Genomic DNA, 26,115 nt, shown 5'->3' with positions numbered 1-26,115 from the left:
AGATGCGCCGTACTGCCCGGGTGCGCTCGCGTGCCCCCCGTCTGTTCCCCTGGGCCGCCGCGCTGGTCGCGGCCACCGGTCTCAGCCAGCTCGCCGCCCCGGCCCCGCACTCCGCCGCCGTGACCGCCGCGGCCGCCGTGACCGCGGCCTGTGCGGGCTCCGACTCCGACGCCGCCGCCCGCAAGCCGGCCGGCAGCCAGGCGGGGCGGGACCCGAACGCCGTCACCGCCGCCGAGGCCCGGGCGATGCAGGCGGACCTCGACGACCGGCTCGCCCAGCTCTCCTCCGCCCACGCCCGGATCGGCGCCCCGACGGCGGTGCCGGTCTTCGTCCACGTGATCCACGCCGGTGACGCCGGCCGGCTCGACGGGGGCGTCGTCGCCGCCCAGATCGACCACCTCAACGCGACCTACGGCGGCCAGGGCGACGGCAACACCCCCAGCCAGTTCCACTTCGAGCTGGCCGGCACCGACTACACGGACAACGCCTCCTGGTACGACGGCATCACTCCCGGCTCCGGGGCCGAGGCGGCGATGAAGAGCGCGCTGCGCAAGGGCGACGCGGGAACCCTCAACCTCTACACCGCCAAGCTCGGCCAGTCCCTGCTCGGCTGGTCGACCTTCCCGGGCGCCTACCGCTCGAACCCCGCCGACGACGGCGTGGTCGTCCTCGACGCCTCCCTGCCCGGCGGCACCGCCGCCCACTACAACGAGGGCAGCAGCGCCACCCACGAGATCGGCCACTGGCTCGGCCTCTTCCACACCTTCCAGGGCGGCTGCCTGCCCCCGGGCGACTACGTGGACGACACCCCGCCCGAGCGCACCCCCGCCTACGGCTGCCCCGAGGGCCGCCACACCTGCACCGGGCCCGGCCTGGACCCGATCCACAACTTCATGGACTACAGCTACGACTCCTGCATGAGCCAGTTCACCCCTGGCCAGGTCCAGCGGATGGCCGACTCCTGGGCCGCTTACCGGAGTTGAGCCGTCAGGGATGGTCCGGTAAGCGGGCATCCTCGCAGAACCGCAGAACCGCAGAACCGCAGAACCGCAGAACCGCAGATCGGTCAGGCCTATTGCCATCGATCTGAATGCAAAACGCCGATCACGGCGTGGCAAATATCGACCACACGCCCGATTTGATCTATGTTCGGGGTGTCGGGACCGAGCAGGAACTGAGCGCCAAGGAGTAACGCCATGAGTGCCAACCCCCGGATCGTCGTCGGCGTGGACGGCTCGCCCGCCTCGGAGCAGGCGCTGCGCTGGGCGGTCGACTACGCGCGGGCCGTCGGCGGGACCATCACCGCGATCGCCGCCTGGGAGTACCCGGCGTTCTACGGCTGGGCCGCGCCGAGCGTGCCGTCCGCCGAGGTCTTCAACCCCGAGGAACTGGCCGGCAAGACCCTCTCCGACACCGTCGTCAGGGTCGTCGGCGACGACCCGGGCGTGCGGATCAGCGAGAGCGTGATGCCCGGCAACGCCGCCCAGGCCCTGCTGGAGGCCGCCAAGGGCGCCGCGCTGCTCGTCGTCGGCAGCCGCGGCCTCGGCGGCTTCTCCGGCGTGCTGCTCGGCTCGGTCAGCCGCCACCTCACCGAGCACGCGCCCTGCCCGGTCGTCGTCGTCCGGGAGGGCCAGGTGGCCGAGGCCGAGTAGCGCGCCGCCCCGCCGGGCCGCCGCGCGGTGGAGGATGGAGGCATGCCAGAAGGTGACTCCGTCTACCGCGCGGCGGCCCGGCTGCACGAGGCCCTCGCCGGGCAGGTGCTGACCAGCGCCGACCTGCGGGTGCCCGCGCACGCCACCGCCGTCCTCGCCGGCCGCCGGGTGCTGGAGGTCGCCCCGCGCGGCAAGCACCTGCTCACCCGCCTCGAAGGCGGCCTCACCCTGCACACCCACCTGCGGATGGACGGCCGCTGGGAGGTCTACCGGCCTGGCGAGCGCTGGTCCGGCGGCCCCGCCTGGCAGATCCGCGCCGTCCTCGGCACCGAGCGGGGCACCGCCGTCGGCTACCGGCTGCCCGTCGTCGACCTGCTGCGCACCGCCGACGAGCAACGCGCCGTCGGCCACCTCGGCCCCGACCTGCTCGGCCCCGACTGGGACCCGGTGGAGGCCGTCCGCCGGCTGCTCGCCCACCCCGGCCGCCCGCTCGCCGAGGCGCTGCTCGACCAGCGCAACCTCGCCGGCATCGGCAACGTCTACGCCGCCGAACTCTGCTACCTGGCCGGCGTCACCCCGTGGACCGAGGTCGGCCAACTCCCGCGCCCCGACCGGCTGGTGGAGCGGGCCCGGGAGATCCTCGACGCCAACCGGCTGCGCCCCGGCCACGTCACCACCGGCGACACCCGGCGCGGCCACCAGCACTGGGTCTACGGCCGGGCCGGCCTCCCTTGCCCGCGCTGCGGCACCCTCGTGCGGACCGCCCGCCAGGGCGCGCCCCCGCAGGACCGGGTGGCGTACTGGTGCCCCTACTGCCAGCGCGGCCCGGCCCCGGCCGGTACGGGTGTCAGGTCCGCTCGACCAGGGCCGGATGACGCGGGTCGTCCACCCGGACGGTGACGTCGGCGGCCTCGGCCGGGCCGGTCTCCGCTTCGTAGCGGGCGAAGGCGGGCAGCGTCCACTGCTGGTCGGCGGGCGTGCGGCGGGCCAGGGCGCTCGGGGTGAGCGCGAGGTGGACGGCCAGCTCCAGCGGCAGCCAGCGGCCGAGCAGCAGCGCGCCGTCCAGCAACAGCACGCCGCCGGGCGGCAGTTCGGTGTACGCGGCGCGGGTCGAGCGGTCCGTCACCGGGTCGCGCAGCGAGGGCAGGACGCGGCCGCTGGCACCGGGCTCCAGCGGGTCCAGTACCTCGCGCAGCAGGGCGCGGTCGTCCAGCCAGAGGTCGTGGAAGGCGTCCGCGTCCTGGTGGCCGTACTCCAGCCGGATCGAGGCCGGGCGCAGGAAGCCCGCCGCCGACACCCGCAGCGCGGGGCGGCCGCGCAGCCGCAGCGGCTCCACCAGGGCGTCGGCGAGCACGTCGGGGCGGGCGGCGGGCGCGCCGTCCACCGCGACCCGCAGCCACCGGCCGCCGGGGTCGGACAGCGCGGCGATGCGGTCGGCGAGCACCTCGGCCAGCCGGTCGGGGGAGATCGGGTGCACCTGCATCAGGCCATCCTGTCGTGCTGTCGTGCTGTCGTGCCGTCGTGGCTGTGGTGCCGGGCGGTCAGGTGAGCGGGAGGGCGTGCAGGACGTCGTCGTGGCCGGCGTAGAGGTGGTTCGCGTCGACGGCGAGCGACCAGACGTCCTTGCCGGGGCCCGAGTCGAGGAACGTCCAGCGCGGCGTGCCGCTCGCGGTGTCGATCGCGCACACCCCGGCGGCCGCCGGGCCGGGGACGAACAGCGTGCCGCCGACCACCAGCGGATGGCTGCGGCGGTCCAGCAGGAACGGCAGCCGGTAGGCCCACTGCCGTGCGCCGGTGACCGCGTCGTGCCCGGTGACCAGGCCGTTGTCGCGGGTCAGGTAGACCCGCGGGCCGTCGGAGACCAGGGCCATCGCCCGCCACGACTCGCCCCGGGCGGGAGAGACCGTCCAGGCCGGCTCGCCGCCGGGGCGCAGCGCACGGACGCCGTCGGCGCCGTCGGGGACGTAGACGTGCACCGGGCCGCCGACGCACCAGCTCAGGCCGCCGGTGCTGGGGGCCGTCCACAGCTCCCGGCCGTCGGCGGCGTCCCGGACCACCAGCTCGCTGCCGCCGCCCAGGTTGCGCAGGCACGGGAGGCGGCTGCCGGGCGCGGTGACCGGGGTGAACGGCCGCTCGTTGCGGTCGATGGAGAGGTGCCACAGCACCGAGCGGTCCGCGACCCGGACGGCGAAGAGCCGGCCGTTCGGCGTCGAGCTCTGCTGCGACCAGTCCCAGACGTAGCCGTACAGGGTGCCGTCGTCGAAGCCGGACAACTGGACGGAGCCCTGTAGGTCGTCGGGCAGCGGCAGGCTCCAGTCGGCGGCGGGGTCGCCGAGGTGGCGGGCGTCCAGGTGGCCCGGGGAGGTGGTGAAGGCCCGGTCCGGCCCGAGCACCACCTTGCCCAGCACCTCCAGATCGCTCGGCCAGTTCCCGCGCGGTGGGTCGACGGTGAGCAGCCGCGCGGGCTCGCCGGTGGCCGGGTCCAGGACCTGGAGCCCGGCCCGGGACAGGAACACCGGCCGGGTCGGCGGGCCGGTCAGCCGCTCCGGGGTCATCGCCTCCGGCCCCCGGTACGTCCACAGCGGGGTCGGCCCGGACAGCGCGGTCGGCCGCGGCTTCGGCGGCGGAGCCGGCTGGTCCGCACCCGAACGGCCGAACGCCCACACCGCCGCGCCCGCCGCCAGCACCCCGGCCCCCGCCAGCAGCCCGCGCCGGCTCAGCCGCGGCCCGTCCCCGCCCCCGCCGACCACGTCCACGGGCTCCCGCGCGGCGCCGTCCGCCTCCCCGTCCCACTGCCACGAGGCCTCGCGCACGGGCCCCTCGGACGACGGCGACTGCATACCGGCTCCCACCTCCCCCATGGCGCCCCACGCGCCACCACTCGCCCGGAGGATATCGAACAGCCCCCGAACCACCCGAAACCCCGACCGGGGCGTAATGGTCCGCAGGAGCAGAGGCGCCCGCGCGTCAGTGGTGCGGGGGGTGGTCGGCGAGGTCGGCGAGGACGTCGGCGTGGCAGGGGAGCGGGGCGCACCAGCAGCCGAGGCGGTGGCCGCGCAGGGGCGGGACGAGGGCGAGCAGGTCGGGGCGGGCGAGGAGGTAGGCGCGGTAGTCGGCGACCATCTGCTCGCGGGTGAGGTCGGGGCCGGGGCGGAAGGGGCAGTGCAGCGGGGATTCGGACAGGTGCCAGCCGCTGCGGTGCATGGCGCGGCCGACGTAGACGACGTCGGCGCAGGAGGGGTCGTCGCGGTGGCCCTTGAGGTTGACCACGGTGGTGCGGCCGGAGGCGGTCGGCATGCCGTCCATGCTGGCGCAACCGGGGCCGACGGGCATCCGGGGCCCCGGAGGGCTCGCCTTGACACGCCCCGGGGCCCGGCGTAGCAAAAGAGCATGCGCCATCCGCACGCGGGCGGCCGTGACCGGGCGGCGCCGCCCGGCCCGCACCGGCCGCTGGAGCCCCACGCCGCCCCGGCGGCGGCCGAGCGGGACGACCTGCTGGCGGGCGCCGTCCGCCGGGCGCTCGGCGGCACCGGGGCGTACGGGGCGATGGTGTACCTGCGCTCGCGGGACGGCCGCTCGCTGGTGCTCTGCACGATCGCGGGCGTACCGCTGTCGATCATGAGCCCGTTCCGGCGGATCGCCGCCGCCGGCCCGCTGCCCGTCGCCGTCAGCTTCCGCACCGGGCGGACCGTCACCCTCGCCGACACCGAGGACACCATGCGGCGCTTCCCGCAGCTCGCGGTCGGCATGCCGTACGACTTCGCCTCCGCCTGCGTGCCGGTGGCGGGCGGCGAGGAGCGGTTCGGGGTGCTCAGCGTGTTCTGGCCGGCCTCCGACGACGGCGTCCCGGAGGACGCCCCGTCGCGGCTGGCGGAGGTGGCCGAGCGGCTGGCCGCCGGGCTGGCGGGCCTGGCGGCGGCCGGGCACCCCGTGGAGCCGGGCGGCGACGCGGCCGTGGTCGAGCTGCCGCCGCCGTCCGCGCCGACCTGCCGGGTCGGGATGTTCGACTGGAACGTCGCCACCGGGGCGCTGGCCGCCGACCAGCAGTTCCTCGCGATCTTCGGCCTCGAACCCGACGAGTTCGACGGCACGGTGGCGGCCCTCGGCAGCCGGATCGCCCCCGGTGACCTGCCCGAGTTCCGGGCCGCCGCCCGGACCGCCCTGGCCCGGGGCGAGGTGCTGGCGGCCAGGGTCCGGGTGCTCGGGCCGGACGGCCACCCGTACCCGGTGGAGCTCTGGGCGCGGGTGCCCGCGGCGATCTCGGACGGCCGCACCCATCTGGTCGGCGCCGTGCTGGACGCCCGCACCCTCACCGCGGCCGCGGCCGCCGTCGAGCGACTGCGCGAGGGCGTCTTCTCACTCGACCCGGACGGCCGGGTCAGCTACGCCAACCGCGCCACCGAGCCACTGCTCCAGGCGCGCCGCGAGGACCTGGTCGGCCACCACCTGTGGGACGTGCTGCCCTGGCTCGCCGACCCCTTCTTCGAGAACCGCTACCGGGCCGCCCTGCTCTCCCAGCAGCCCACCGCCTTCCTGGCCGCCCGCCCGCCGGACGGCTGGCTCGCCTTCTCGCTCTACCCCGACACGCACGGCGTCACCGGCCGGGTGGTGGCCGCCGAAGCCCCGCCGGGCGCGGCCGAACCGAGGGCCGCGCCCCCGCCGTCCGCGGCCCGCGGCGCCACCCCGACCGGTGCCCCAGCCGGCATCGGCGGCACCTACCACCTGCTCCAGCTCGCCAGCGCGCTCACCGAGGCGGTCAGCGTGCGCGAGGTCTGCCGGGCCGTGGCCGAGGAGATCCTGCCGGCCTTCGGCGGCCAGGAGCTCGCCATCTACGGGGTGCGCGACAAACACCTGCACCTGATCTCGCAGACCGGCTACCCGGACGGCTTCCTGGACGGCTTCGAGGGCACCCCGGTCGCCGCCCGCATCCCCGGCGCGGAGACGCTCAGCACCGGCACCCCGATCTTCTTCGAATCGGTCCGCGAACTCGCCGCCGCCTACCCCGGCATCGCGCTCGACGACATGGGCGCCTGGGCCTTCCTGCCGCTGATCGCCTCCGGCCACCCCGTCGGCAGCTGCATCCTCGGCTTCGACCGGCCGCGCCCCTTCACCGCGGAGGACCGCGGCCTGCTCACCGCCCTCGGCGGCTTCATCGCCCAGGCCCTGGAACGGGCCCGGCTGTACGACGCCGAGTTCGCCCTGGCCCGCGGCCTCCAGCAGGCGCTGCTGCCGCACCGCCTCCCGGACGTGCCCGGCATCCGGATCGCCGCCCGCTACCTGCCCGGTACCCAGGGCATGGAGATCGGCGGCGACTGGTACGACGCGATCGTCACCGGTGGGGACGTCACCCTGGTGATCGGCGACGTCGAGGGCCACAGCGTCGGTGCGGCCGCCACCATGGGCCAGCTGCGCAGCGCCGTCCGCGCCTTCGCCACCGGCGGCGACCCGCCCGACCAGGTGCTCGCCCGCACCAACCGGCTCCTCCTCGACCTCGACCCCGGACTGCTCGCCAGCTGCTGCCTCGTCCGCCTCACCCCCGCCGACGGCCGCGCCCGGATCGCCCGGGCCGGGCACCTGCCACCGGTGCTGCGCTTCCCGGACGGGTGGGCCGAGGCGCTGTACGTGCCGGGCGGGCCGCTGCTGGGCGTGGAGGAACAGGCCGAGTACCCGGTCAGCGAGCTGCGCCTGGCGCCCGGCACGGTGGTCGCGCTGTACACGGACGGGCTGGTGGAGGATCCGGCGATGGCGATCGACCAGGGGGTGGACCTGCTGCGGGCCGCGCTCGGGCGCGGCGGGGCGCAGGGGCCGGACGGCCTGGAGCTGCTGGCGGAACGGATCCTGCGCGAGGTCGGCTCCTCGCACCGGGTGGACGACGTGGCGCTGCTGCTCATGGCCTTCGGTGAGGACGACTCCACAGACGACTCCACAGACGTGTCCACAGTCGTGTCCACGGGGGTGCCCACGGAGGTGCCCCGAACGCCGTGAGCGGCGACTTTCGTCGGGGGCGGGGGCGACGAACGGTGGCGGCGGCCGGGTGGCGCGGCCCGATAGCCTCGACGGGTGGATGCGATGGCGCGGGCCTGGAAGAAGGCGGTACGGACGGCGTTTCCCGGGCCCTGGCCGCCCCGGCGGGTGGCGGGCCAGGGCGCGCTGGCCCTGCTGATGGGCGGGGTCGCGGCCCTGCTGGAGGTGGCCGCCGGTGCCGGCCACCCCGTCCTGGTGGGGCTGGGGGTCGCGCTGCTGTGGGTGCTGCGGCCGGCCTTCCCGGCGACCGTGCTGCTGCTCACCTCGGCCGCGGCCGGCTGGGCCGTCGGCCCGATGCTGCTGCTGGTCTGCGCCGGCTGGTCGGCCGGGGCGAGGCTGCGCCGGGTCACCGCGCTGGTCGGCACCTTCGTGCTGAGCTGGGTGCTGTTCATGGTGACCGGGGTGCTGAAGGACGCCGGCTCGGCCTCGCCCAAGCTGATCGTCGGGCTCTCGCTCGGCGGCTTCCTGCTGGTCGCCGTGCTGCCCGCGCTGTGGGGCCGCTACCGGGCCCAGCGCCGCGCCCTGCTGGACGCGCTGCGCGAGCGCAACGACCAGCTGGTGCGCGAGCGGGTCATGGTGGTGCACCAGGCCCGGCTGCGCGAGCGGCACCGGATCGCCCAGGACATGCACGACAGCCTGGGCCACCAGCTGGCGCTGATCTCCGTGCACTCCGGCGCGCTGGAGGTGGACCGTACGCTCAACGACCGGCAGCGCGAGGCGGTCGGGGTGCTGCGGCAGGCGGCGGTCGCGGCGATGCGGGAGCTGCGCGAGGTGGTCGGCGTCCTGCACGACGAGTCGACGGCGGTGCGGCCGGCGACGGACGCGTCCCCGGCCCGGGGCGGGGTGGACGGGATCGAGGGGCTGGTCGACTCCTCGCGGGCGGCCGGGGCGCGGGTCTCCTTCTCCCGGGAGGGCGAGCCGCGTCCGCTGGCCGCCGCGGTGGACCACGCGGCGTACCGGATGGTGCAGGAGGCGCTCACCAACGCGCACAAGCACGCCCCCGGCGCGCCGATCACCGTCGCGCTCCGGTACGAGCCGGACGCGCTGGTGGTGGAGGTGGTCAACCCGTGCGCCCCGGAGCCCGTGGGCGTGCGCGCCGGAGCGGGCCCGGCGGTCAGCGGCGGCCAGGGGCTGACCGGCCTGCGGGAGCGGGCCCGGCTGGTCGGTGGCATGGTGCACGCCGGGCCGACGCCGGACCAGGGGTTCCGGCTGGCCGGCGTGCTGCCGTACGAGGGGGCGGAGGGCGCGGGCGACGGGGCCGCGGCGATCGCCGGGGTCGACGACTGGGTGCTGGACGGCCTGCCGCCGGTCGTCGGGGCGGAGGACGGGCGGCGCAGTCCGGCGATCGGCTGCGCGGTCGGGGTGGGGGTGGTCGGCCTGACCGTGCTGGGGCTGCTGATCTGGGGCGTGGTGGCCTTCGTCCAGGGCACCGGTGACGCGACGGTGCCGAAGTCGGTGTACGACGGGCTGGAGACCGGCACGCCCGAGGCCGACGTGCTGCACCGGCTGCCGCCGGGGAACACCTTCTTCACCGACGACTACCGGGGCAGCGGGCCGAAGCCCCCGGAGGGCGCGCACTGCCGCTGGTACCTGTCCGGTGACCTCAGCGACACCTGGGGCCAGGACAACGTGATGCGGTTCTGCTTCAAGGACGGGGTGCTGGTGGAGAAGGAGCATTACCTCACGAAGTCCTGACCGCCCTGACCGCCCTGACGCCCTGATCGCTCCGACCGTCCTGACCGCTCTGACCGGGTGGGGCGCGGGGTTCGGCCGGATGTGAGGATGGTGTTCCTGCCGCAGCACCGTTCGAGGGGAATGACCAGCCGTGATCCGAGTCCTCGTCGCCGACGACGAGCCGCTCATCCGCGCCGGGATCAGGATGATCCTGGGCTCTGCCGCCGACATCGAGGTGGTCGCCGAGGCCGCCGACGGGCGGGAGGCGCTGGAGCTGGCCCGGGCGCACCGGGTGGACGTGGTGCTGCTGGACATCCAGATGCCGGTGATGGACGGGCTGACGGCGCTCGCGGAGCTGCCGAGGGTCGCACCCGGCGCGCGGGCGCTGATCCTCACCACCTTCGGGGAGCGCGAGAACGTCCTGCGCGCCGTGACCGAGGGCGGCGCCGGATTCCTGCTCAAGGACACGGCGCCGCACGAGCTGATCCAGGCGGTGCGCGCGGCGGCCGGCGGGTACGCGTTCCTGTCCCCGGCCGCCACCCGGCACATCGTCGACTCGCTGGCCTCCGGGCGCAGCGGTTCCGCGGCCTCCCGGGGTACGGAGGCCCGGCGCCGGCTGGAGGTGCTGACGCCGCGCGAGCTGGAGGTGCTGGCGCTGCTAGGCGAGGGGCTGTCCAACGCGGACGCGGGGGCGCGGATCCACATGAGCGAGGCGACGGTGAAGACGTACGTCAGCCGGATCCTGGCCAAGTTGGGCTGTGAGAACCGGGTGCAGGCGGCGCTGTTGGCGCGGGACGCGGAGCTCGGCGCCCGGGACTGAACGCGTCCGACCGGTCGCGGAGCGTGTCGGGTGTGGCGGATGCCACCAGATGGCCCGACGGAACGGGGAACTCCGGCTTCCGTGGTGACGGTGCGTCAGCTCATCGTCGCGGTGGGTGGATGGTGTGCTCGGGCTCACAGGTGGACAGAGGTGAAGGGGGGCGTGAAAGTTGATCAGTTGATCTTGGAAATGTGGTCAAACCCGGTCGAACTGGGCACGGTGCCTTGATCAATACCGCCGGTAACAGTCAACTGACCTGCGGAGACCAAGAATTGCTTGCTGCACCCCGAGGTGGCCCGTAGCTTCATTGGCGGTGCAACGAGCACCACCCGGGTTCACCCCGACGCATGGCCCGCCGACCTGACCCCCGGCGCGAGGGCCGTGCCCGCCGACGCGACCAGCTCGAACAGGTCGTCGGCGAGTGGAGGTGGCCGGGGCGGCACGGCGCGTCCCAGACGTGTCCGGCCGCCCGTCGAGCGAGGTGAGCGTGACTATCGGCCCGTCATGGGTCTGGTTCCGCCTGCCCGCCCGGGGCTTGCCGAGAGGACTTATATGACTTCCCGTCACGAGACCGCCGCTGCCACCGACACCACCGCCACCAAGCGCAACCGCGTGCGGATGGCGGTCGTCGCGGGCGCCGCCGTCGCGGCCCTGCCGGTGGCCGGCCTCGTCACGGCCACCTCGGCCTCCGCCGCGCCCACCTCCAGCTGGGACTCCGTCGCCCAGTGCGAGAGCGGCGGCAACTGGAGCATCAGCACCGGCAACGGCTTCTCCGGCGGACTGCAGTTCACCCCCAGCACCTGGAGGGCGTACGGCGGCACCGCCTACGCCCCCCAGGCCCACCAGGCCAGCAAGGCGGAGCAGATCACGGTCGCCGAGAAGGTCCTCGCCTCGCAGGGGCCCGGGGCGTGGCCGGTCTGCTCGGCCAAGGCGGGCCTGAGCAAGGGCGGCGCCCCGGCCGCCGTCGACACCACCGACACCGCACCCTCGAAGCCGGCTGCCAAGCCGGCGCCCAAGGCCAAGACGCCCAAGACCCAGGCGCCGCAGGCCCCGCAGGCGCCGAAGAGCAAGCCGGCGCCGAAGCAGCAGGAGGCGTCGAAGCCGCAGCAGTCGGCCAAGCCGGCGCAGTCGGCGCCGTCCTCGGAGAAGAACACCTCCGGTGGCGGCTACACCGTCAGGAGCGGCGACACGCTGAGCGGCATCGCGGCCAAGTTCGGCACCGACACCGGCAACCTGTACGGCAAGAACGCCCGCACCATCGGCGGCGACCCGGATCTCATCTTCCCGGGCCAGACCCTGACCGTCTGACACCTCCGCACACCCGCGCCGAGCGGCCGCCCCTCCCCGGGGCCGGCCGCTCGGCCCGGTGCGTTTCCGGGGTCGGGCGCGAGAGATGGCCAGGCACGAGGGGAGGGGGCGTGCGAGCGGGCGTGAGGCCGTGCGCACGGGCGCTTCGGGAGATAGTTGAAGGTTGAACGCGATGTCTGAATACCGCCGGAGCTTTCCGGCGCCGAGGCCCAGGATCGAGTCATGTCCGAGATCGGAACCGGGGGTTCTGATCGGAACGAGTCGGATCACATCCGAATGAGGAGTTCTGGAGATATGACGATGAACGGTGCGGCGAAGCTCGACGGCAAGGTGGCCCTGGTGACCGGTGGCAGCCGGGGGATCGGGGCGGCGGTCGCGCTACGGCTGGCCGAGGAGGGTGCCGACGTCGCCCTGACCTATCAGGGCGGGGCCGAGCGGGCCGAGGCGGTTGCGGCGAAGATCACCGCGATGGGGCGCCGCGGTTGGGCGGTCCGCGCGGACTGTGCCGACCCGCAGGCGGTGCAGTCCGTGGTCGCGAAGGTCGCGGAGCGGTTCGGGCGGCTGGACGTCCTGGTGAACAACGCGGGCGTCGGTGTCCTCGGCCCGATCGGTGACCTGGCGCTCGACGACGTCGACCGGGTCCTGGAGGTGAACGTCCGGGCGCCGTTCCTGTTCGCCCAGGCCGCCTCCGCGCACCTGGCCGACGGCGGGCGGATCGTCACCATCGGCAGCTGCATCGCCAAGCGGGTCGCCTTCCCCGGCGCCACCATCTACTCGCTCAGCAAGGCGGCGATGATCGGCCTGACCAAGGCGCTGGCCAGGGAGCTCGGCCCGCGCGGGATCACCGCGAACGTGGTCCACCCCGGCCCGATCGACACCGACATGAACCCGGCGGACGGTGAGGCCGCCGAGCTCCAGAACAGCCTGACCGCACTCGGCCGCTTCGGCGCGGGTGCGGACGTCGCCGCCGCCGTCGCCTACCTGGCGGGCGAGGACGGCCGGTACGTCACGGGCGCGGAGCTCGCGGTGGACGGCGGGTTCGCGGCCTGACAGTTCGGGCCTGACAGTTCAGGCCTGACAGCTCGCGGCACGTCGCAGTACGGAGACCGGCCCGGTGGTGCGACCACCGGGCCGGTGTCGTGGCGGGCGGTCGTCGACGGACGCGTTTACGATCGCCCGGTCCGAGCGGTGCTCCCGACCGCACCCGGCCACGCCGGCGACGCGCTCCCGACCGAGAGGTGTGCCATGACCGCAGCGGAAGACCCGATCGACCTGCTCGCCCGGGCCCTCGCGCAGACCGCCGGGCTGATCGACGGTGTCGGCGTCGAGCTGGCCGGGCACCCGACGGCCTGCCGCTCCTGGGACGTCGGCGACCTGGTCAGCCATCTGCTGTTCGACCTGCGGCAGTTCACCGTCCGGGCCGGGGGCGGGCAGCCGGACTGGTCGCAGCCCTTCGAGCGGGTGGAGGAGGACTGGCTGCACGCCTTCGAGGCCGGCGCCGAGGAGCTGGTCGACGCCTGGCGGGCGGCGGGCGACCTCACCGGCACGCTGGAGGTCCCCGGCGTCGGCGCCCTGCCGGCCCGCTTCCCGGTGGACCAGCAGATCGCCGAATTCGCCGTCCACGACTGGGACTTGGCCCATGCCACCGACCAGTCCACCGAGGGGCTGGACCATGAGGTGGCTCTCGCCGCCCTGGCCTGGGCCCGCGGCGCCCTCACGCCCGGGTACCGCGGCGCCGAGGAGGAGCGGCACGCCTTCGGACCCGAGGTCGCCGTTCCGGAGGACGCCCCGCCGTACGACCGGCTCGCCGGCTTCTTCGGCCGCGACCCGGAGGCCGTGCGGTCCTGAGTCCCACTGAGCCGGCGGGCTCCGCAGGCTCCACATCACCCGCCTAGCGGACCGCATCCGGGCAGGTCAGAGGCCCGGTCGGCGCGGCCGGACCGGGATTGACGACGGTGTGCTCTTCCACCACCCTTCCACTAATCGAATAGTGAAAGGGTACTTTGCCGATGCGTCTGTTCCGTCCGCCGCGTCGACCTGCCGTCCTGGCCTGGGGCCTGGCCGCGGGGTTCGCCGCGCTCTACACCTGCGTCGCCGTCAACCGCTACCGGCGCGGCCTGAGCAAGGCCTACGACCTGGGCATCTTCGAGCAGGCCATCCGCGCGTACGCGCACGGGCAGGCGCCGATCGTGCCGCTCAAGGGGCCCGGTTACCACCTGCTCGGGGACCACTTCCATCCGCTGATCGCCGTGCTCGCTCCGGTCTACCGGTTGTTCCCGGGGGCCGTCACCCTGCTGGTCGCCCAGGCGCTGCTGATGGCGCTGGCGGTCGTGCCGCTCACCCGGTGGGCGTACGAGGCGGGCGGGCCGCGGGTCGCCCTGGTGATCGGATGCGTGACCGGGGCGTCCTGGGGGATCGTCCGGGCCGTCAGTGACGACTTCCACGAAATCGCCTTCGCCGTACCGCTGTTGGCCTTCGCAGCCGCCGCGCTCGGCCGGCGCCGTCACCTGGCCGCGGCGCTGTGGTCGCTGCCGCTGCTGCTGGTCAAGGAGGACCTGGGCCTGACCGTGGCCGCCTTCGGCCTGCTGATCGCCTGGCAGGCCCGCCGGGGCCGGCGCGGCCCGCTGCCGGGGCTCGTGCTCGCGGGCGTCGGGCTCGCGGCCACCGTGCTCACCGTGACGGTGGTGCTGCCCTCGTTCAACCCGCACGGCGGGTTCGACTACTGGCAGCAGCTGGACGGCGGCGGGCGGCCCTCGCCCTGGTCGCTGGCGGCCCGGATCGGCTGGCCCCCGATCAAGTGGCTGCTGCTCTTCCTGCTCGCCGCCACCGCGGGCTTCCTCGGGCTGCGCTCGCCGCTGGTCCTGCTCTGCGTGCCCACCCTGGGCTGGCGGCTGCTCTCGGCCAACCCGCATTACTGGGGCGTCAGTTACCACTACAGCGCGGTGCTGATGCCGCTGGTGCTCGCCGCGCTGGTGGACGCCCTGACCCGCACCGACCCGCGCCGGGCGCGGCGCGCGCTCGCCGTCAGCGCCCTGGTGGCGGCCGTGACGGTGCCGGTCTATCCGCTGCACGAGGTGGTGATGCCCGAGGCGTGGCGCACCTCGCCCCGGCTCGCGTACACCCGGGCGCTGCTCGGCTCGATACCCGACGGCGCGACCGTCGCCGCCTCCAACCGCCTCGCCGCGCAGCTGACCGGCCGGGCCACCGTCACCCTGGTCTGCCAGGCGCCGACCGGGCCGGGGCCCGAGTGGGTGGTCGTGGACCGGACGGACCCGAGCGTGCAGGCCCCGTGTGCGACCGCCGACACCGCCCGGATGCTGGTCGAGTACGAGCAGCGCGGCTACCGGCGGGTCGTCGACCAGGACTCCCTCCTGTTGCTGCGGCGGCCCTGATCGTCCGCATCGCCGGGCCCCCGGTCCGGCTTGACCCGGGTGCCGCAGTGGGTCACTATTCCACTATTGGACTAGTGAAAGGTCGAATCGCGTGTGATCGAGTACCGCATCGAGCGGCGCAGCGGCGTCTCCACCTACCAGCAGATCGTTCAGCAGACCAAGCAGGCCTTGCGGCTCGGGCTGCTCCAGCCAGGGGACAAGCTGCCGACCGCGCGGGAGGTCGTCGAGCTGACCGCGATCAACCCCAACACCGTGCTGAAGGCCTACCGCGAACTGGAACGCGAAGGCCTGGTCGAGCCCCGGCCGGGGCTCGGCACCTTCGTCCGGCGCTCGCTCGCCCGGCCGGAGGCGGCCGCCGACGGGCCGTTGCGCGCGGACCTGGTCGGCTGGGTGGACCGGGCCCGCGAGGTCGGACTGGAGCGTGAGGACATCGCCGCGCTGATGGCCTCCGTTCTGGAGCAGCGATTCGACACCGGGGTCTCCCCGGAAACACCGAGTTAGAGGACAGTGGGGGGACCGGGTGGACGACCCGATGAACACACCACCGGCAGCGGCGGCGCCGGAGGCCCCGGCGGCGCTCGCGGCCGACGGCCTGGGCAAGCGCTACCGGGGCGAGTGGGCGCTGCGCGACTGCACGTTCGCCGTCCCGGCCGGGCGGATCTGCGGGGTGGCCGGCCCCAACGGTGCGGGCAAGAGCACCCTGCTCGGCATCGCCGCCCGTCTGCTCACCCCCACTGAGGGCGAGCTGCGGGTGTTCGGTGAGCCCGCCACCACCGAGGACCTGCGCGCCCGGGTCGCGTACGTGGCCCAGGACAAGCCGCTCTACCCCGGCTTCACGGTGGCCGAGACCCTGCGGCTCGGCCGGGAGCTGAACCCGTCCTGGGACCAGGACCTCGCTCAACAGGTCATAGATCAGGGCGAGTTGAGGATGATGGTGAAGATCGGTTCGCTCTCCGGCGGCCAGCGCACCCGGGTCGCCCTGGCGCTCGCCCTCGGCAAGCGCCCCGACCTGCTGCTGCTCGACGAGCCGATGTCCGACCTCGACCCGCTCGCCCGGCACCAGCTGATGGGCACCCTGATGGCCGAGGCCGCCGAGCGCGGCACCACCATCGTGGTCTCCTCGCACATCATCCCCGAGCTGGACGGCGTCATCGACTACCTGCTGCTGGTGCAGTCCGGGCGGATCCGGCTCTGCGGCGACGTGGAGGACCTGCTGGACGGACACCAGCTGCTCACCGGTCCGGCCGGCAGCGCGCTCCCCGAGGACGTCCTGGTCGAACAGCGCTCCACCGGCCGCCGGATCGACGCGCTGGTCCGCACCGGCGATCCGGTGGACGGCCCGTGGGAGAGCGGCCGGCCGAGCCTGGAGGAGCTGCTGCTCGGCTACCTCCGGACCCCGGCCGGCACCGCCCGGGCCGCCACCGGACCGGCCACGCAGGCCCAGACGACCGAGAACGGGATCGCCGCATGAGCACCAACGTCCTGGCCGGCCGCGCCACCGCGGCGCCACCGCGCGAGCCGCGGACCGCGCCCCGCCCGGGCGGCCTGATCTGGCTGAGCTGGCGCCAGAGCCGCACCGCGCTCTGGGCGATCGCCGCCCTGGTCGTCACCGCGTCGGCCACCCTGTTGTGGCTGCACTTCTCCCTCCAGCCGCTGATGGCGGATCTGCGCCGGGCCGAGTGCTCCGAGATCGTCAGCTGGTCCAACGCCGGCTGCCAGGGCATGGTCGCGCCCATCACCCGCCGCACCTACCTGTACACGATGTGGCTCCAGCCGGCCCTGGCCGCCGTCCCCCTGCTGATCGGCATGTTCCTCGGCGCCCCGATGCTCGCCCAGGAGTACGAGCGCGGAACCGTCCGCCTCGCCTGGACCCAGTCCGTCAGCCCGCTGCGCTGGCTCACCGCGCGGATCGCCCTGCCCGCACTGGCGGTGCTGACCGCCGGTGCGGTGCTCGCCGTCCTGGCGACCTGGGTGTGGCGCGCGGACATCGGCGGCCGCCCGTTCGCCTTCGATCCGCCGTTCCAGGGCCTCACCTACCCCGTCCTCGGGGTGGTGCCGGTCGCCTGGTCGCTGTTCGCGCTGGTGCTGGGCCTGCTGGTCGGGCAGCTGCTGCGCCGCACGGTGGCCTCGGTCCTGACCACCGGTGTGCTGCTGGCGGTCGTCCACGGCCTGCTCCGGTGCAACCGCGCCTCCTTCTACCCGTCGGTCAGGGAGCTGGCCCCGCGCGGCGTTTATTTCGGGCAGCCCAGCAACGCGTGGCTGATCGACCGCGGGGTCGTGCTCCAGGACGGCCGGTGGGCCTCGAACGAGTTCTGCTGGGACGGCGATCGGACGAAGGGCTGCGAGGATGCCACGAGCAACTGGATCGAGTACCACCCCGTCGGGCACTTCGTGCCGATCCAGCTCGTCGAGACCGGGATCCTGGTGACGCTCACCGTCGTGGCGCTGACGGTGCTCTTCCTCCGGGTTCGGCGGGACGGCAACTCGCTGCGGGCGACCCGGCGGGCCTGACGTCCGAGGTCGCGGCCCCGGCCGGGCGTCAGTCGCGGCTCCAGCGGAGTTCGACCTCCGGGAAGCGCGGTGACGGGCCGTCGAGGAGGGGCGCGGGGCGGCCGCGGAGGAAGTGGTCGGCGAACGCCCGGGTGTAGGCGCGGGTGAGCGCGGTCGCCCGGGCGGGGGCGATGGTGCCGAGCAGGGCGGCGTAGGTGTCGGCGGGGAGGTGGCCCGGCAGGTTGCCGGGGAGGGTGGCGTGCGGCAGGTCGGTGAAGCTGAGGTGGCCGGCGCCGAAGGTGTGCAACTGCCTCCCCCAGGCGTGCTGGTGGCTGCGCCAGCGCTGCCAGGTCTCGTGGTCGGCGAGGGAGGTGAGCAGGAGGAAGGGCCGGTCCAGGCCGAGGTCGGGAACGGGCGAGCCGAACAGGCCGCCGTCGAGGTTGAGGCCGATCCGGAACCGCTCGTCCTGGCGCATCGCCTCGGCGGCCGCCGAGCCGCCCATCGAGTGGCCGAGCGCGCCGATCCGGCCCCCGTCGACGCGGAAACGGTCCTGGCGCTCGGTCAGTTCGGTGGTGACGAAGCGGAGGTCGGCGACCCGGGCGGCGATCTCGCGGCGCTCGGAGGCCTCCCAGTCGGCCGGCTCGTCCTCCAGCACGGTGCGCACCAGCCGGCCGTCCGGGAACTCGACGGCGAGGGCGTCGTAGGTGTGGTCGACCGACGCGACGAGGTAGCCGTGGGCGGCCAACTCCTCGGCCAGCGCGGTGCAGTTGCTGCGCAAGCCGGTGCGGCCGTGGCCGAGCAGCAGCAGGGGGAGCGGGCCGGGGAGCGCGGGCGCGTCGGTACGGGCGGTGGGGCGGACGGCCGCGATGGTGCCCGGATCCAGCGGCAGGCGCTGATCGATGGCGGCGGCGACCCGGGGCGTGGTGTACGGCGCGCGGGGGCGGCCGGCGGTGGCGCGTGCCGGGTACCAGAGCTGCACCATCAGCTCACGCGGGCCGGCGGCGGGCACGAACGGGTCCGGGCGATCGCGGTCGACCAGGTGCAGGGTGGTCGTGCCGACCGGGCGACCGGTGGTGGGGGCGGGCAGGTCGATGGCGCGCGGCCGGGCGGTCTGAGCGGTATTGGTCTGAGAGGCCTGGGCGGGCCCGGTGGGCAGCAGGGCTGCGGCGCCGCCCAGGCCCGCGAGTGCCAGCAGTGAACGGCGCCTGATCATCCAGCATCCCTCGGTGGTGGGGTGGTTGAGGTGCGGTCAGCCTAAGTGGTCCGGACCGGCCGGGCCAGGGGTGGCGGAGCGGTGGGGGCGGTCAGCGCAGGACGGCGAGGACGGCGCCCCACTGCGAGGTGGTCTGCCCGGTGGCGGCGCAGTGGTCCGGATCCGTCGCGATCCGGTGGGCGGTGGTGAGGCGGTAGGAGGAGAGCCGCAGGGCGGGCAGGCTGGTCCAACTGGTGCCGAACTCGGGGGCGCTGCCGCTGTTGCTGCCGACCGTGCCCACCAGGAGGTCGCCCGGCGCGCAGGCGGCGGCGTTGGCCGCGGTGGAGAAGGTGGTCCCGCCGGCGTCACCGGAGGCGCGGCCGACCGACCGGACGGCGGAGACGCCGCGGAACTCGTCGACGGCGACGTGGTACTTGCTCGCCCGCGGGTGGGCGACGCGGATCGAGTCCTCCGCGGTCAGTGCGGACGCCCCGAAGGCCGCGAGGAGGAGCACCCGGTGCCGGAGCGAGTCGGTGACGTCCCCGACGATCCGGAAGCGGTCGCCCTGGCTGTCGGTGACCGTGACCGCGCCGGGACAGGTGCTGGTCAGCATCATCGTGACCACCAGGGCGTCACCCGGGGTGACGGGGGAGAGCACCGGAAGGACGATCTCGGTACTGGAGACGGCCTGCTGGTCGAAGGCGATCCGAGAGGCCCAGGACGGTGCGCCGTCGTCGGCGGCCGTTCGTGCCGCCGCCGGCCGCGGGCCCGGCGCGGGGCGGGCGGCCGCTTCGGCGGGCGCGGACTCGGTGTCCCCGGACGGGCAGCCGTGCGCGGACGGCGGCGGGGCGTCCGGTGCGCGGAAGCCGACCACGCCGAGCGTGCTGCCGACGCCGAGCGCCACGCCGAGGAGCAGGCAGAACGCGTGGGTCCAGATCCGGCGGCGGCCCCGGCCCGGTGCGGCCGGGGGCTCGGCGGCGGAGGCGGCCGTGCGGTCGGCCCTGGCGTCGGCCGGGGTGTCGGCCGTGGTGTTCGCGGCGACCGGTGGTCCCGAGGGCTCGACCGGTGGGGTCGGTGGGGCAGGTTGGGCCGCCCCCTCGTCGGCGGCGGCGGTCCACCGGCGGTGCCACTCGGCCTCGTCGCCGCCGCAGGCCCGGACGTAGGCCCTGGTCGTGGTCCAGGACGGGAGGCGCGAGCCGGAGGCCGCCTCGTGGAGCGTGGTGTGGGAGATGGAGCCGGCCGTCTTCGCCATCGTGCGGAACGAGGGCTGGCCCGCCCCCAGACGCAACCGGCGCAGGTCGGCGGCGAGGGCCTCCGCCGCGCTCGGGGCCTGCTCGCTCTCCGCGGGTTGCGACTCCTGTTCCGCCATGGCGTCCCCCTGTTGTCAGATGTCAGATCCAACGGCGACCGGTGTCTGCTTGTCGCGTACGGATCATAGTGACGCGTGGCTGCGGCGTTACGTGATCGACGGACTCCGGTTGGCAGGACGGGGTGTTCGGGGCGGGCGTCGGCCGGTGTCAGGTGTTGTCAGTTTCCGTCAGGCGGTACCGAACACCGTGGGAAGTCGGGTCAGCTGTCCCAGTCGCCGCGGCCAACGGGGCGGCGCAACGGTCCGACCGAACAGGGGAATCGACATGGCCAAGGGCATCCTCAAGAAGATCGGCCGCCGTGGCGCGACCGCGGCGGCCGTGGTGGCGCTGGCCGCCGGCGCGGTGGGCGTCTCGGAGGGCAGCGCGTTCGCCGACGGCTGGTACGCGCTCCGCTACCACGCGAGCGGCCACGGTGTGGGCGTCTACGCGCAGCAGTACTCCTGGACGGCCAAGGTCGCCGGCGACCTGGGATCGTACACGTGGTCGTCCGACGAGATCTACATCGAGTGCTGGATCAGGGGCGAGGACATCAACAGCCAGGGCAACGTCTGGTACCAGGTGGGCGGGACGAACGGCAACTTCTTCGGACCGGCCTACGTCTACGGCGCGTACGCCGACGGCAACTGGTACTTCCACAACGGCCTGCGGGCGTGCTGACGACCGGCTGAACCCGTCCGCCCCGCCCGTGCCCCGGGCGGGGCGGCGTGCCGTCAGCCGGACACCTGCCGGGCCGCCGCCTGCTTGATGGCCTCGCGGATGCGCGGGTAGCTGCCGCAGCGGCAGATGTTCTGGATCTGGTCGATGTCCGCGTCGGTCGGGTTCGGGGTGCGGCGCAGCAGGGCGACGGCGGTCATGATCTGGCCCGGCTGGCAGAAGCCGCACTGGGCGACGTCGCAGCCGAGCCAGGCCTCCTGGACGGGGTGCAGGGTGTCGCCGTCGGCCAGGCCCTCGATGGTGGTGACGCGGTGGCCCTCGCAGTCCTTGACGGAGCGGGTGCAGGGCTGGAACTCCTCACCGTCCAGGTGGCTTGTGCAGGCGCGACAGACGCCCACCCCGCAGCCGTACTTGGGGCCGGTGACGCCGAGCTTGTCGCGCAGCACCCAGAGCAGCGGCATGTCGTCCGGGGCCTCGACGGTGACGGGGTGCCCGTTGAGGACGAAGGTGTGGGTGGGCATGGGGTGGTGGGGTTCCTTGGCTGGGGGAGTCAGAAGTTGATCGGGAAGGAGCGCGGGCTGGTGCCGGTCGCGCGCGCGTAGGCGTTGGCGACCGCGGCGGAGGCCGCCGGGACGCCCAGCTCGCCGGCGCCGCCGGGCGCTCCGCTCGGCGGCATGAGGTGGATCTCGACGGCCGGCGGGGTGTGCCGCTGTCGGGCGTACCGGAAGTCGGCGTAACTGCCCTCGCGCACGGCCCCGTTGTCGATGTGGTTGCCGGCTTGCAGGATGACCGAGATGCCGTCGATCAGGGCCCCGGTCAGCTGGGCTTCCAGGCCCCGGGGGTTGATGACCCGGCCGACGTCGGCGGCGATCACGGCCTTGGTGACCCGGGGGTCGGCCGGGTCGGTGGCGTCGAGCTCGACGAGGTAGGCGGCGCACCCGCTGTTCTCGTCGTGGTAGCCGATGCCCTGGGCGTGGCCGGGGGGCATCGGGCGGCCCCAGCCGCCGGCCTTGGCGACGGTGTCGAGGACGGCCCGGCCGGCGGCGCTGCGCAGCCGGGCGCGGCGGAACGCGACGGCGTCCTGGCCCATCCGGCGGGCGAGTTCGTCCATCATGATCTCGTCGGCGACCCGGACGGTGCCGGAGTAGACCGACCGCCAGCTGCCGGTGGGAACGTCCAGCGGCACTTCGGCGAGCAGCTGGGTGGGGATGCCGACGTTGTACGGGTTCTTCTCGCTGAGCAGGAAGAAGGCCTGGGCGAGGCTGAGCCCGGCGAGCGAGAGGTTGAAGCCGGCGGCGGTGAGCATCTCGCCGAGGCCGTGCCGGAAGTCGGTCTTGACGGTGGCGGCGCGGTGCTCGTAGCTGAGCACCTGGCCGAGCGCGTAGGTGGCCCGGATCCGGTGGTGGCTGGCCGGGCGCATCCGGCCGTGGCGCATGTCGTCGTTGCGGGTCCACATGAGTTTGACCGGTCGGCCCGCGGCCTTGGAGATCTGGGCGGCCTCCAGGGCGGCGTCGAAGAACAGCCGCCGGCCGAACGAGCCGCCACCGCGCACCACGTGGACGGTCACGGCGTTCTGCGGGAGGCCGAGTTCGGCGGCGATGGCCTGCTGGGCGACGATCGGCGCCTGCGCGGCGAACCACAGCTCGGCCCGGTTCGGCCGCACGTCGGCGACGGCGGTCAGCACCTCCATCGGCGCGTGGTTGACGAAGGCGAAGTCGAATTCGCCGTCCAGGTACTGGGTGAGCAGCGGGGGGATGAGGAACGGCGCGTGGGCGGCGCGCAGTTGGGCGCGGATGTCGGGGGTGGAGAGGTTGGCGACCGGGCCCGGGTTCCAGGAGGTGCGCAGCGCGTCGCGGGCCTTGAGCGCCTGGTCGAAGGTCTCGGCGAGGACGGCGACGCCGCTGGGGATCCGGACCACGCCGAGCACGCCGGGCATGGCGCGGGCGGCCGAGGCGTCCAGGGTCCTGAGCGTGCCGTTGATGGTGGTCGGGCGGGCGACGACGGTGGGGACGGCGCCCGGGATCGCGAGGTCCCCGGCGTACTTGGCGCGGCCGGTGACGATGTCGCGGGCGTCGATCCGGCCGGTGGGCCGGCCGACCAGGCGCAACTGGTCGGCGGTCTTGGGGGAGCTGGACACGGCGGGGAGGGCGACGGCGGTGGCCTCGGCGGCGAGGTCGCCGTAGCCGGCGCGGCGGCCGTCGGGGGCCAGGACGGCGGAGTCGGCGGTGCGCAGGGTGTCTGCCGGAACGTTCCAGCGCCGTGCTGCGGCGGTCACCAGCCGGGCGCGGGCGGCGGCGGCCGCGGCGCGCACCGGGTCGTACAGCGAGCGCACCGAGTTGGAGGCGCCGGTCAGCTGGTTGAAGAGCAGTTCGGGGCGGCCGTCGGAGAGCGGCACGTCCACGTCGCCGATCCGGGCGTCGAGTTCCTCGGCGACGAGCATCGCGATGGCCGTGGTGAGGCCCTGGCCGACCTCCAGCCGGGGCAGGTGCAGCACGGCGCGCCCGGCGGCGGTGAGTTCCAGCACGAGCAGGTGCGAGGTCGGCAGGCCGGCGACGATCAGTGCGTCGCCGAGGTCGAGGATGTCCGGGATGCCGGGCAGGCCGATCAACTGCGAGGGGGCGGCGGCGTCCTGGGCGGCCGCGGCGGCGCGGACGGCGGCCCGCGCGGTGGCGGGCGCGGCGGCGTCGAGGCCGAGCCGGGCGCCGACGGTGAGGGTCGGGGCGGCCAGCAGGTAGGTGAGGAAACGGCGGCGGCGGGTGCCGGCGCCGTCCCGTGCGTTGCCCGAGTGGCCGGTGTCGTCCGAGCGGGCGATGGAGGTGCTGATGGGAAGAGCCCTTCGAGCCGATGACGGCGGCGGATCGGGCGGGCACGGCGGCGCCGGGCCCGGTGCCGGATCGCGAACGCCGTTGAGCATAGGAGGGCGTTACTGACCGGTCAATACGGCAAAACTTGGCCCTTCGGCGGGGTCGGTGACGCCCGAAGGCCGCTGGGCGAGGCGGATTCGGAGCGGGTACGGAGGGCGCGGCGGCGGTACGGCCGGGGCCGGTTCCGGGCCCGCGGGAGGAGCGATCCGCCGCCGTCGTACGGGGGTTCAGCGCTCGCCCGCCGGTGCGGTGGGGCCCGGAAGTGGACCAAGGAGTTCCGTGATCACTGGACCTTACCGCCGGTCCGCCTCCTGCCTAGGCTGGGCCGTGAACCCGTTGCGAACACCCGGCCCGCGCGCCGCCCCCAGCCAGGAGACCCGTGTCGACCAGCAGCGCCCCGGCGCCCGCCCTCATCCCGCCCCCGGGGCCCCAACGGACCCTCGCCGCAGCCCAGTTGGCCAGCTCCGTCGGCGACGGCGCCTACTACACCTGCTCCGCGCTCTACTTCACCCACGTCGTCGGCATGTCGGCGACCGCTCTCGGCGCCGGCCTCGCCGTGGCCTGGGCGCTCGGCGCGCTGGCGGGCGTCCCGCTCGGCGCCCTCGCCGACCGCCGCGGCCCGCGCCGGACGGCCGTGGCGCTCGCCCTGGCCACGGCGGTGGTGGTCGCCGCCTTCCTGGTGGTCCGCTCCTACGGGCCGTTCCTGGTCGCGGTCTGCCTCTACGCCACGACGCAGTCCGGGCTCACCGCCGCCCGGCAGGCGCTGGTCGCCACCCTGGTGCCGCCCGCCCAGCGCACCGGGCTGCTCGCCCACCTCCAGTCGACCCTCAACGGGGGGCTGGCCGTCGGCGCCGCCATCGGCGGCATCGCGCTCACCGTCGGCACCCGGGCCGCGTTCCTCGGCGCCTTCGTGGTGACGGCGCTCGGCTTCCTGGCCGGTGCGCTGATCCTGCTGCGGCTGCCCGAAGCCCCGCCCGCCCCGGCCCGGTCGGGCGCCGGGCCCCGGCTGGCCGTCCTGCGCGACCGCCGGTACGCCGCCGTCGCGCTGGTCAACACCGTGCTGCTGCTGCGGATGCCGCTGCTCAGCCTGGTCATCCCGCTCTGGATCGCCGACCGGGCGCCCGGGATCGGCTGGCTCGGCTCGGCCCTGTTCGTCCTCAACACCCTGGCCGTGCTGGCCTTCCAGGTCCGGGCGGCGCGCGGCGTCACCGGCCTGGGCCCGGCCGCACGGGCCGTCCGCTCGGCCGGGCTGGTGCTGCTCGCCTCCTGCGCGGTGTTCGGCCTGTCGGCCCTGGACGTCCCGGTGTGGGCGGTCGCCGCGCTGCTGGTGGTGGCCTCCGTCCTCCAGGTGATCGGCGAGATGCGGCAGTCGGCGGGCTCCTGGCAGATCAGCTTCGACCTCGCCCCGCCCGAGCGGATCGGCCAGTACCAGGGCTTCTTCGGCACCGGCGTGGCCGTCGCCCGCACCCTCGGGCCGCTGCTGCTGACCACCCTGCTGCTGGACGGCGGGCTCGCGGGCTGGCTCGTCCTGGGCGGCCTCTTCCTGGCGGCCGGGTACGCGATGGGGCCGGTCGTCCGCTGGGCCGAGCGGGACCGCGACCGGGGCCGCCCGGCGCCGGTCACCTCCGCTGTCGCAGTCCCGTAGCGGCCCCCGCACCGGCTTTCCCCGCCGACCCGGCGCCCCGCACCGGCTTTCCCCGCCGACCCGGCGCCCCGCACCGGCTTTCCCCGCCGACCCGGCGCCCTCCTCGACGCCCCTTCTCGACGCCCCTGCGCGCCGCCCCGAACCGGCTGCTCAGCCCCGGTCGGGGCCCGCGCCGGCCGCCGCCGCCGCGAGCCCGCCCGAGAATGCTCCGACGGCTGACCGGAAACCGGTGGCCCGGGCCGCCGCCCGCTGGCATGCTGGCCGCGTGGACCGACCCCAGATCTGGCTCGACTTCGCCCCCGAGCTGCACCTCTTCGTCTCCGGGCCCCGGCGGGCCGGCCGCTCGGCGCTGCGCACCGACGGCACCTCGACGCTCGGCCATGTCGTCGAGTCCCTGGGCGTCCCGCTCACCGAGGTCGGCACCCTGCTGGTGGACGGCCGGCCGGTGCCCGGGTCGCACGTGCCGGTCGACGAGGAACACGTCACCGTCCGGGCCGTGGACCGGCCGCAGCCCTCGCCCGCCCCGCCGCGCTTCCTGCTGGACGTCCACCTCGGCACCCTCACCCGCCGACTGCGCCTGCTCGGCGTCGACGCCGCCTACGAGAACCCGGACATCGGCGACGCCGCGCTCGCCGCCCGCTCCGCCGCCGAGCAGCGCGTCCTGCTCTCGCGCGACCGGGGCCTGCTGCGCCGCCGCGAACTGTGGGCCGGCGCCTACGTCTACAGCCACCGCCCCAACGAGCAGCTGCGCGACGTGCTCTCCCGCTTCGCGCCCCCGCTCGATCCGTGGAGCCGCTGCACCACCTGCAACGGCACGCTGCGCGAGGCCGACAAGACCTCGGTGCGCGAGCAGCTGCGGGACGGCACCGAGCGCTCCTACGACGTCTTCGCCCAGTGCGTCGACTGCGGCCAGGCCTACTGGCGCGGCGCCCACCACGCCCGGCTGGACGCGATCGTCACCGACGCCCTCCGCGAGTTCGGCACGCCCGCCGGCGGCTGAGACCGGCGCGTGGCCGGCGCGGGGCCACCG

23 protein-coding genes are annotated in these 26,115 nt (G+C 74.9%); 16 read left to right on the top strand and 7 right to left on the bottom strand.

Annotated elements, in window-relative coordinates; translation table 11 throughout:
- Positions 1-2: 2 nt before the first annotated feature.
- The 3 genes from AB0O19_RS03805 (at position 3) to AB0O19_RS03795 (ending at position 2,552) form a co-directional block, all read left to right on the top strand.
- Entirely contained in the window at positions 3-983 is a 981-nt protein-coding gene (locus AB0O19_RS03805) for a zinc metalloprotease (RefSeq protein WP_363617565.1), read from the top strand.
- Positions 984-1,196: 213 nt separating this feature from the next.
- Positions 1,197-1,652, top strand: coding sequence for a universal stress protein (locus AB0O19_RS03800; RefSeq protein ID WP_363617563.1), 456 nt, complete (start codon positions 1,197-1,199; stop codon positions 1,650-1,652).
- A gap of 42 nt (positions 1,653-1,694) precedes the next feature.
- Positions 1,695-2,552 (top strand): DNA-formamidopyrimidine glycosylase family protein, encoded by an 858-nt coding sequence (locus AB0O19_RS03795; RefSeq protein ID WP_363617561.1) that lies wholly within the window; start codon positions 1,695-1,697, stop codon positions 2,550-2,552.
- On the opposite strand, the gene AB0O19_RS03790 is transcribed toward AB0O19_RS03795, so the two are convergent.
- The 3 genes from AB0O19_RS03790 to AB0O19_RS03780 form a co-directional block, all read right to left on the bottom strand.
- Positions 2,500-3,135, bottom strand: coding sequence for a uridine kinase (locus AB0O19_RS03790; RefSeq protein ID WP_363617559.1), 636 nt, complete (start codon positions 3,133-3,135; stop codon positions 2,500-2,502). The genes AB0O19_RS03795 and AB0O19_RS03790 overlap by 53 nt on opposite strands.
- A 58-nt stretch (positions 3,136-3,193) precedes the next feature.
- A complete protein-coding gene (locus AB0O19_RS03785; protein ID WP_363617557.1) occupies positions 3,194-4,492 on the bottom strand; it encodes a PQQ-binding-like beta-propeller repeat protein in 1,299 nt (432 codons plus the stop codon).
- Between the two features lie 127 nt (positions 4,493-4,619).
- On the bottom strand, positions 4,620-4,949 hold the full coding sequence (locus AB0O19_RS03780) for a DUF4326 domain-containing protein (protein ID WP_363617555.1): 330 nt from the start codon (positions 4,947-4,949) through the stop codon (positions 4,620-4,622).
- 93 nt (positions 4,950-5,042) lie between these two features.
- Between AB0O19_RS03780 and AB0O19_RS03775 the strand changes: the two genes are divergently transcribed.
- The 10 genes from AB0O19_RS03775 to AB0O19_RS03730 all read left to right on the top strand — a co-directional run bounded on the left by AB0O19_RS03775 (position 5,043) and on the right by AB0O19_RS03730 (position 17,381).
- On the top strand, positions 5,043-7,637 hold the full coding sequence (locus AB0O19_RS03775) for a SpoIIE family protein phosphatase (RefSeq protein WP_363617553.1): 2,595 nt from the start codon (positions 5,043-5,045) through the stop codon (positions 7,635-7,637).
- An 84-nt stretch (positions 7,638-7,721) separates the two neighbouring features.
- The gene (locus AB0O19_RS03770; RefSeq protein ID WP_363617623.1) at positions 7,722-9,371 is read left to right on the top strand and encodes a sensor histidine kinase; all 1,650 of its coding nucleotides are present in this window, start codon (positions 7,722-7,724) and stop codon (positions 9,369-9,371) included.
- Positions 9,372-9,501: 130 nt separating this feature from the next.
- The gene (locus tag AB0O19_RS03765) at positions 9,502-10,170 is read left to right on the top strand and encodes a response regulator transcription factor (RefSeq protein ID WP_363617551.1); all 669 of its coding nucleotides are present in this window, start codon (positions 9,502-9,504) and stop codon (positions 10,168-10,170) included.
- A 552-nt stretch (positions 10,171-10,722) separates the two neighbouring features.
- The gene (locus tag AB0O19_RS03760; RefSeq protein WP_363588481.1) at positions 10,723-11,478 is read left to right on the top strand and encodes a transglycosylase family protein; all 756 of its coding nucleotides are present in this window, start codon (positions 10,723-10,725) and stop codon (positions 11,476-11,478) included.
- 300 nt (positions 11,479-11,778) lie between these two features.
- Positions 11,779-12,528, top strand: coding sequence for an SDR family oxidoreductase (locus AB0O19_RS03755; protein WP_363617621.1), 750 nt, complete (start codon positions 11,779-11,781; stop codon positions 12,526-12,528).
- Between the two features lie 195 nt (positions 12,529-12,723).
- Positions 12,724-13,326, top strand: a complete 603-nt coding sequence (locus AB0O19_RS03750; protein ID WP_363617549.1) for a TIGR03086 family metal-binding protein — start codon at positions 12,724-12,726, stop codon at positions 13,324-13,326.
- Between the two features lie 161 nt (positions 13,327-13,487).
- The gene (locus AB0O19_RS03745) at positions 13,488-14,870 is read left to right on the top strand and encodes a DUF2079 domain-containing protein (protein ID WP_363617547.1); all 1,383 of its coding nucleotides are present in this window, start codon (positions 13,488-13,490) and stop codon (positions 14,868-14,870) included.
- 93 nt (positions 14,871-14,963) lie between these two features.
- The gene (locus AB0O19_RS03740; protein WP_063350485.1) at positions 14,964-15,371 is read left to right on the top strand and encodes a GntR family transcriptional regulator; all 408 of its coding nucleotides are present in this window, start codon (positions 14,964-14,966) and stop codon (positions 15,369-15,371) included.
- A gap of 31 nt (positions 15,372-15,402) precedes the next feature.
- The gene (locus tag AB0O19_RS03735) at positions 15,403-16,341 is read left to right on the top strand and encodes an ABC transporter ATP-binding protein (protein ID WP_363617545.1); all 939 of its coding nucleotides are present in this window, start codon (positions 15,403-15,405) and stop codon (positions 16,339-16,341) included.
- A complete protein-coding gene (locus AB0O19_RS03730) occupies positions 16,338-17,381 on the top strand; it encodes a hypothetical protein (RefSeq protein WP_363617543.1) in 1,044 nt (347 codons plus the stop codon). The genes AB0O19_RS03735 and AB0O19_RS03730 overlap by 4 nt, the downstream gene beginning before the upstream one ends.
- Before the next feature lie 28 nt (positions 17,382-17,409).
- Here AB0O19_RS03730 and AB0O19_RS03725 read toward each other — a convergent pair whose 3' ends face one another.
- Both AB0O19_RS03725 and AB0O19_RS03720 read right to left on the bottom strand, forming a co-directional pair.
- Positions 17,410-18,573 (bottom strand): alpha/beta hydrolase, encoded by a 1,164-nt coding sequence (locus AB0O19_RS03725; protein ID WP_363617541.1) that lies wholly within the window; start codon positions 18,571-18,573, stop codon positions 17,410-17,412.
- 91 nt (positions 18,574-18,664) lie between these two features.
- Complete coding sequence (locus AB0O19_RS03720) at positions 18,665-19,921, bottom strand: hypothetical protein (RefSeq protein WP_363617539.1); 1,257 nt, start codon at positions 19,919-19,921, stop codon at positions 18,665-18,667.
- A 265-nt stretch (positions 19,922-20,186) separates the two neighbouring features.
- Between AB0O19_RS03720 and AB0O19_RS03715 the strand changes: the two genes are divergently transcribed.
- Complete coding sequence (locus tag AB0O19_RS03715) at positions 20,187-20,579, top strand: hypothetical protein (RefSeq protein WP_363588467.1); 393 nt, start codon at positions 20,187-20,189, stop codon at positions 20,577-20,579.
- Positions 20,580-20,632: 53 nt separating this feature from the next.
- Here AB0O19_RS03715 and AB0O19_RS03710 read toward each other — a convergent pair whose 3' ends face one another.
- Both AB0O19_RS03710 and AB0O19_RS03705 read right to left on the bottom strand, forming a co-directional pair.
- The gene (locus AB0O19_RS03710; RefSeq protein WP_363617537.1) at positions 20,633-21,097 is read right to left on the bottom strand and encodes a (2Fe-2S)-binding protein; all 465 of its coding nucleotides are present in this window, start codon (positions 21,095-21,097) and stop codon (positions 20,633-20,635) included.
- Between the two features lie 29 nt (positions 21,098-21,126).
- Positions 21,127-23,490: a molybdopterin cofactor-binding domain-containing protein gene (locus AB0O19_RS03705; RefSeq protein ID WP_363617535.1), complete on the bottom strand. Its 2,364-nt coding sequence runs from the start codon at positions 23,488-23,490 to the stop codon at positions 21,127-21,129.
- Positions 23,491-23,819: 329 nt separating this feature from the next.
- On the opposite strand from AB0O19_RS03705, the gene AB0O19_RS03700 reads away from it, so the two are divergent.
- Together AB0O19_RS03700 and AB0O19_RS03695 are read left to right on the top strand one after the other, a co-directional pair.
- Positions 23,820-25,085 (top strand): MFS transporter, encoded by a 1,266-nt coding sequence (locus AB0O19_RS03700; protein WP_363617533.1) that lies wholly within the window; start codon positions 23,820-23,822, stop codon positions 25,083-25,085.
- Between the two features lie 265 nt (positions 25,086-25,350).
- Positions 25,351-26,085: a Mut7-C RNAse domain-containing protein gene (locus AB0O19_RS03695; RefSeq protein ID WP_363617531.1), complete on the top strand. Its 735-nt coding sequence runs from the start codon at positions 25,351-25,353 to the stop codon at positions 26,083-26,085.
- Positions 26,086-26,115: the final 30 nt, after the last annotated feature.

Source organism: Kitasatospora sp. NPDC091276, assembly GCF_040684355.1.
In the GTDB taxonomy this organism is placed as follows: domain Bacteria; phylum Actinomycetota; class Actinomycetes; order Streptomycetales; family Streptomycetaceae; genus Kitasatospora.
Note: the sequence above shows the minus strand (reverse complement) of the source record. Positions and strands in the feature narration are given on the sequence as shown.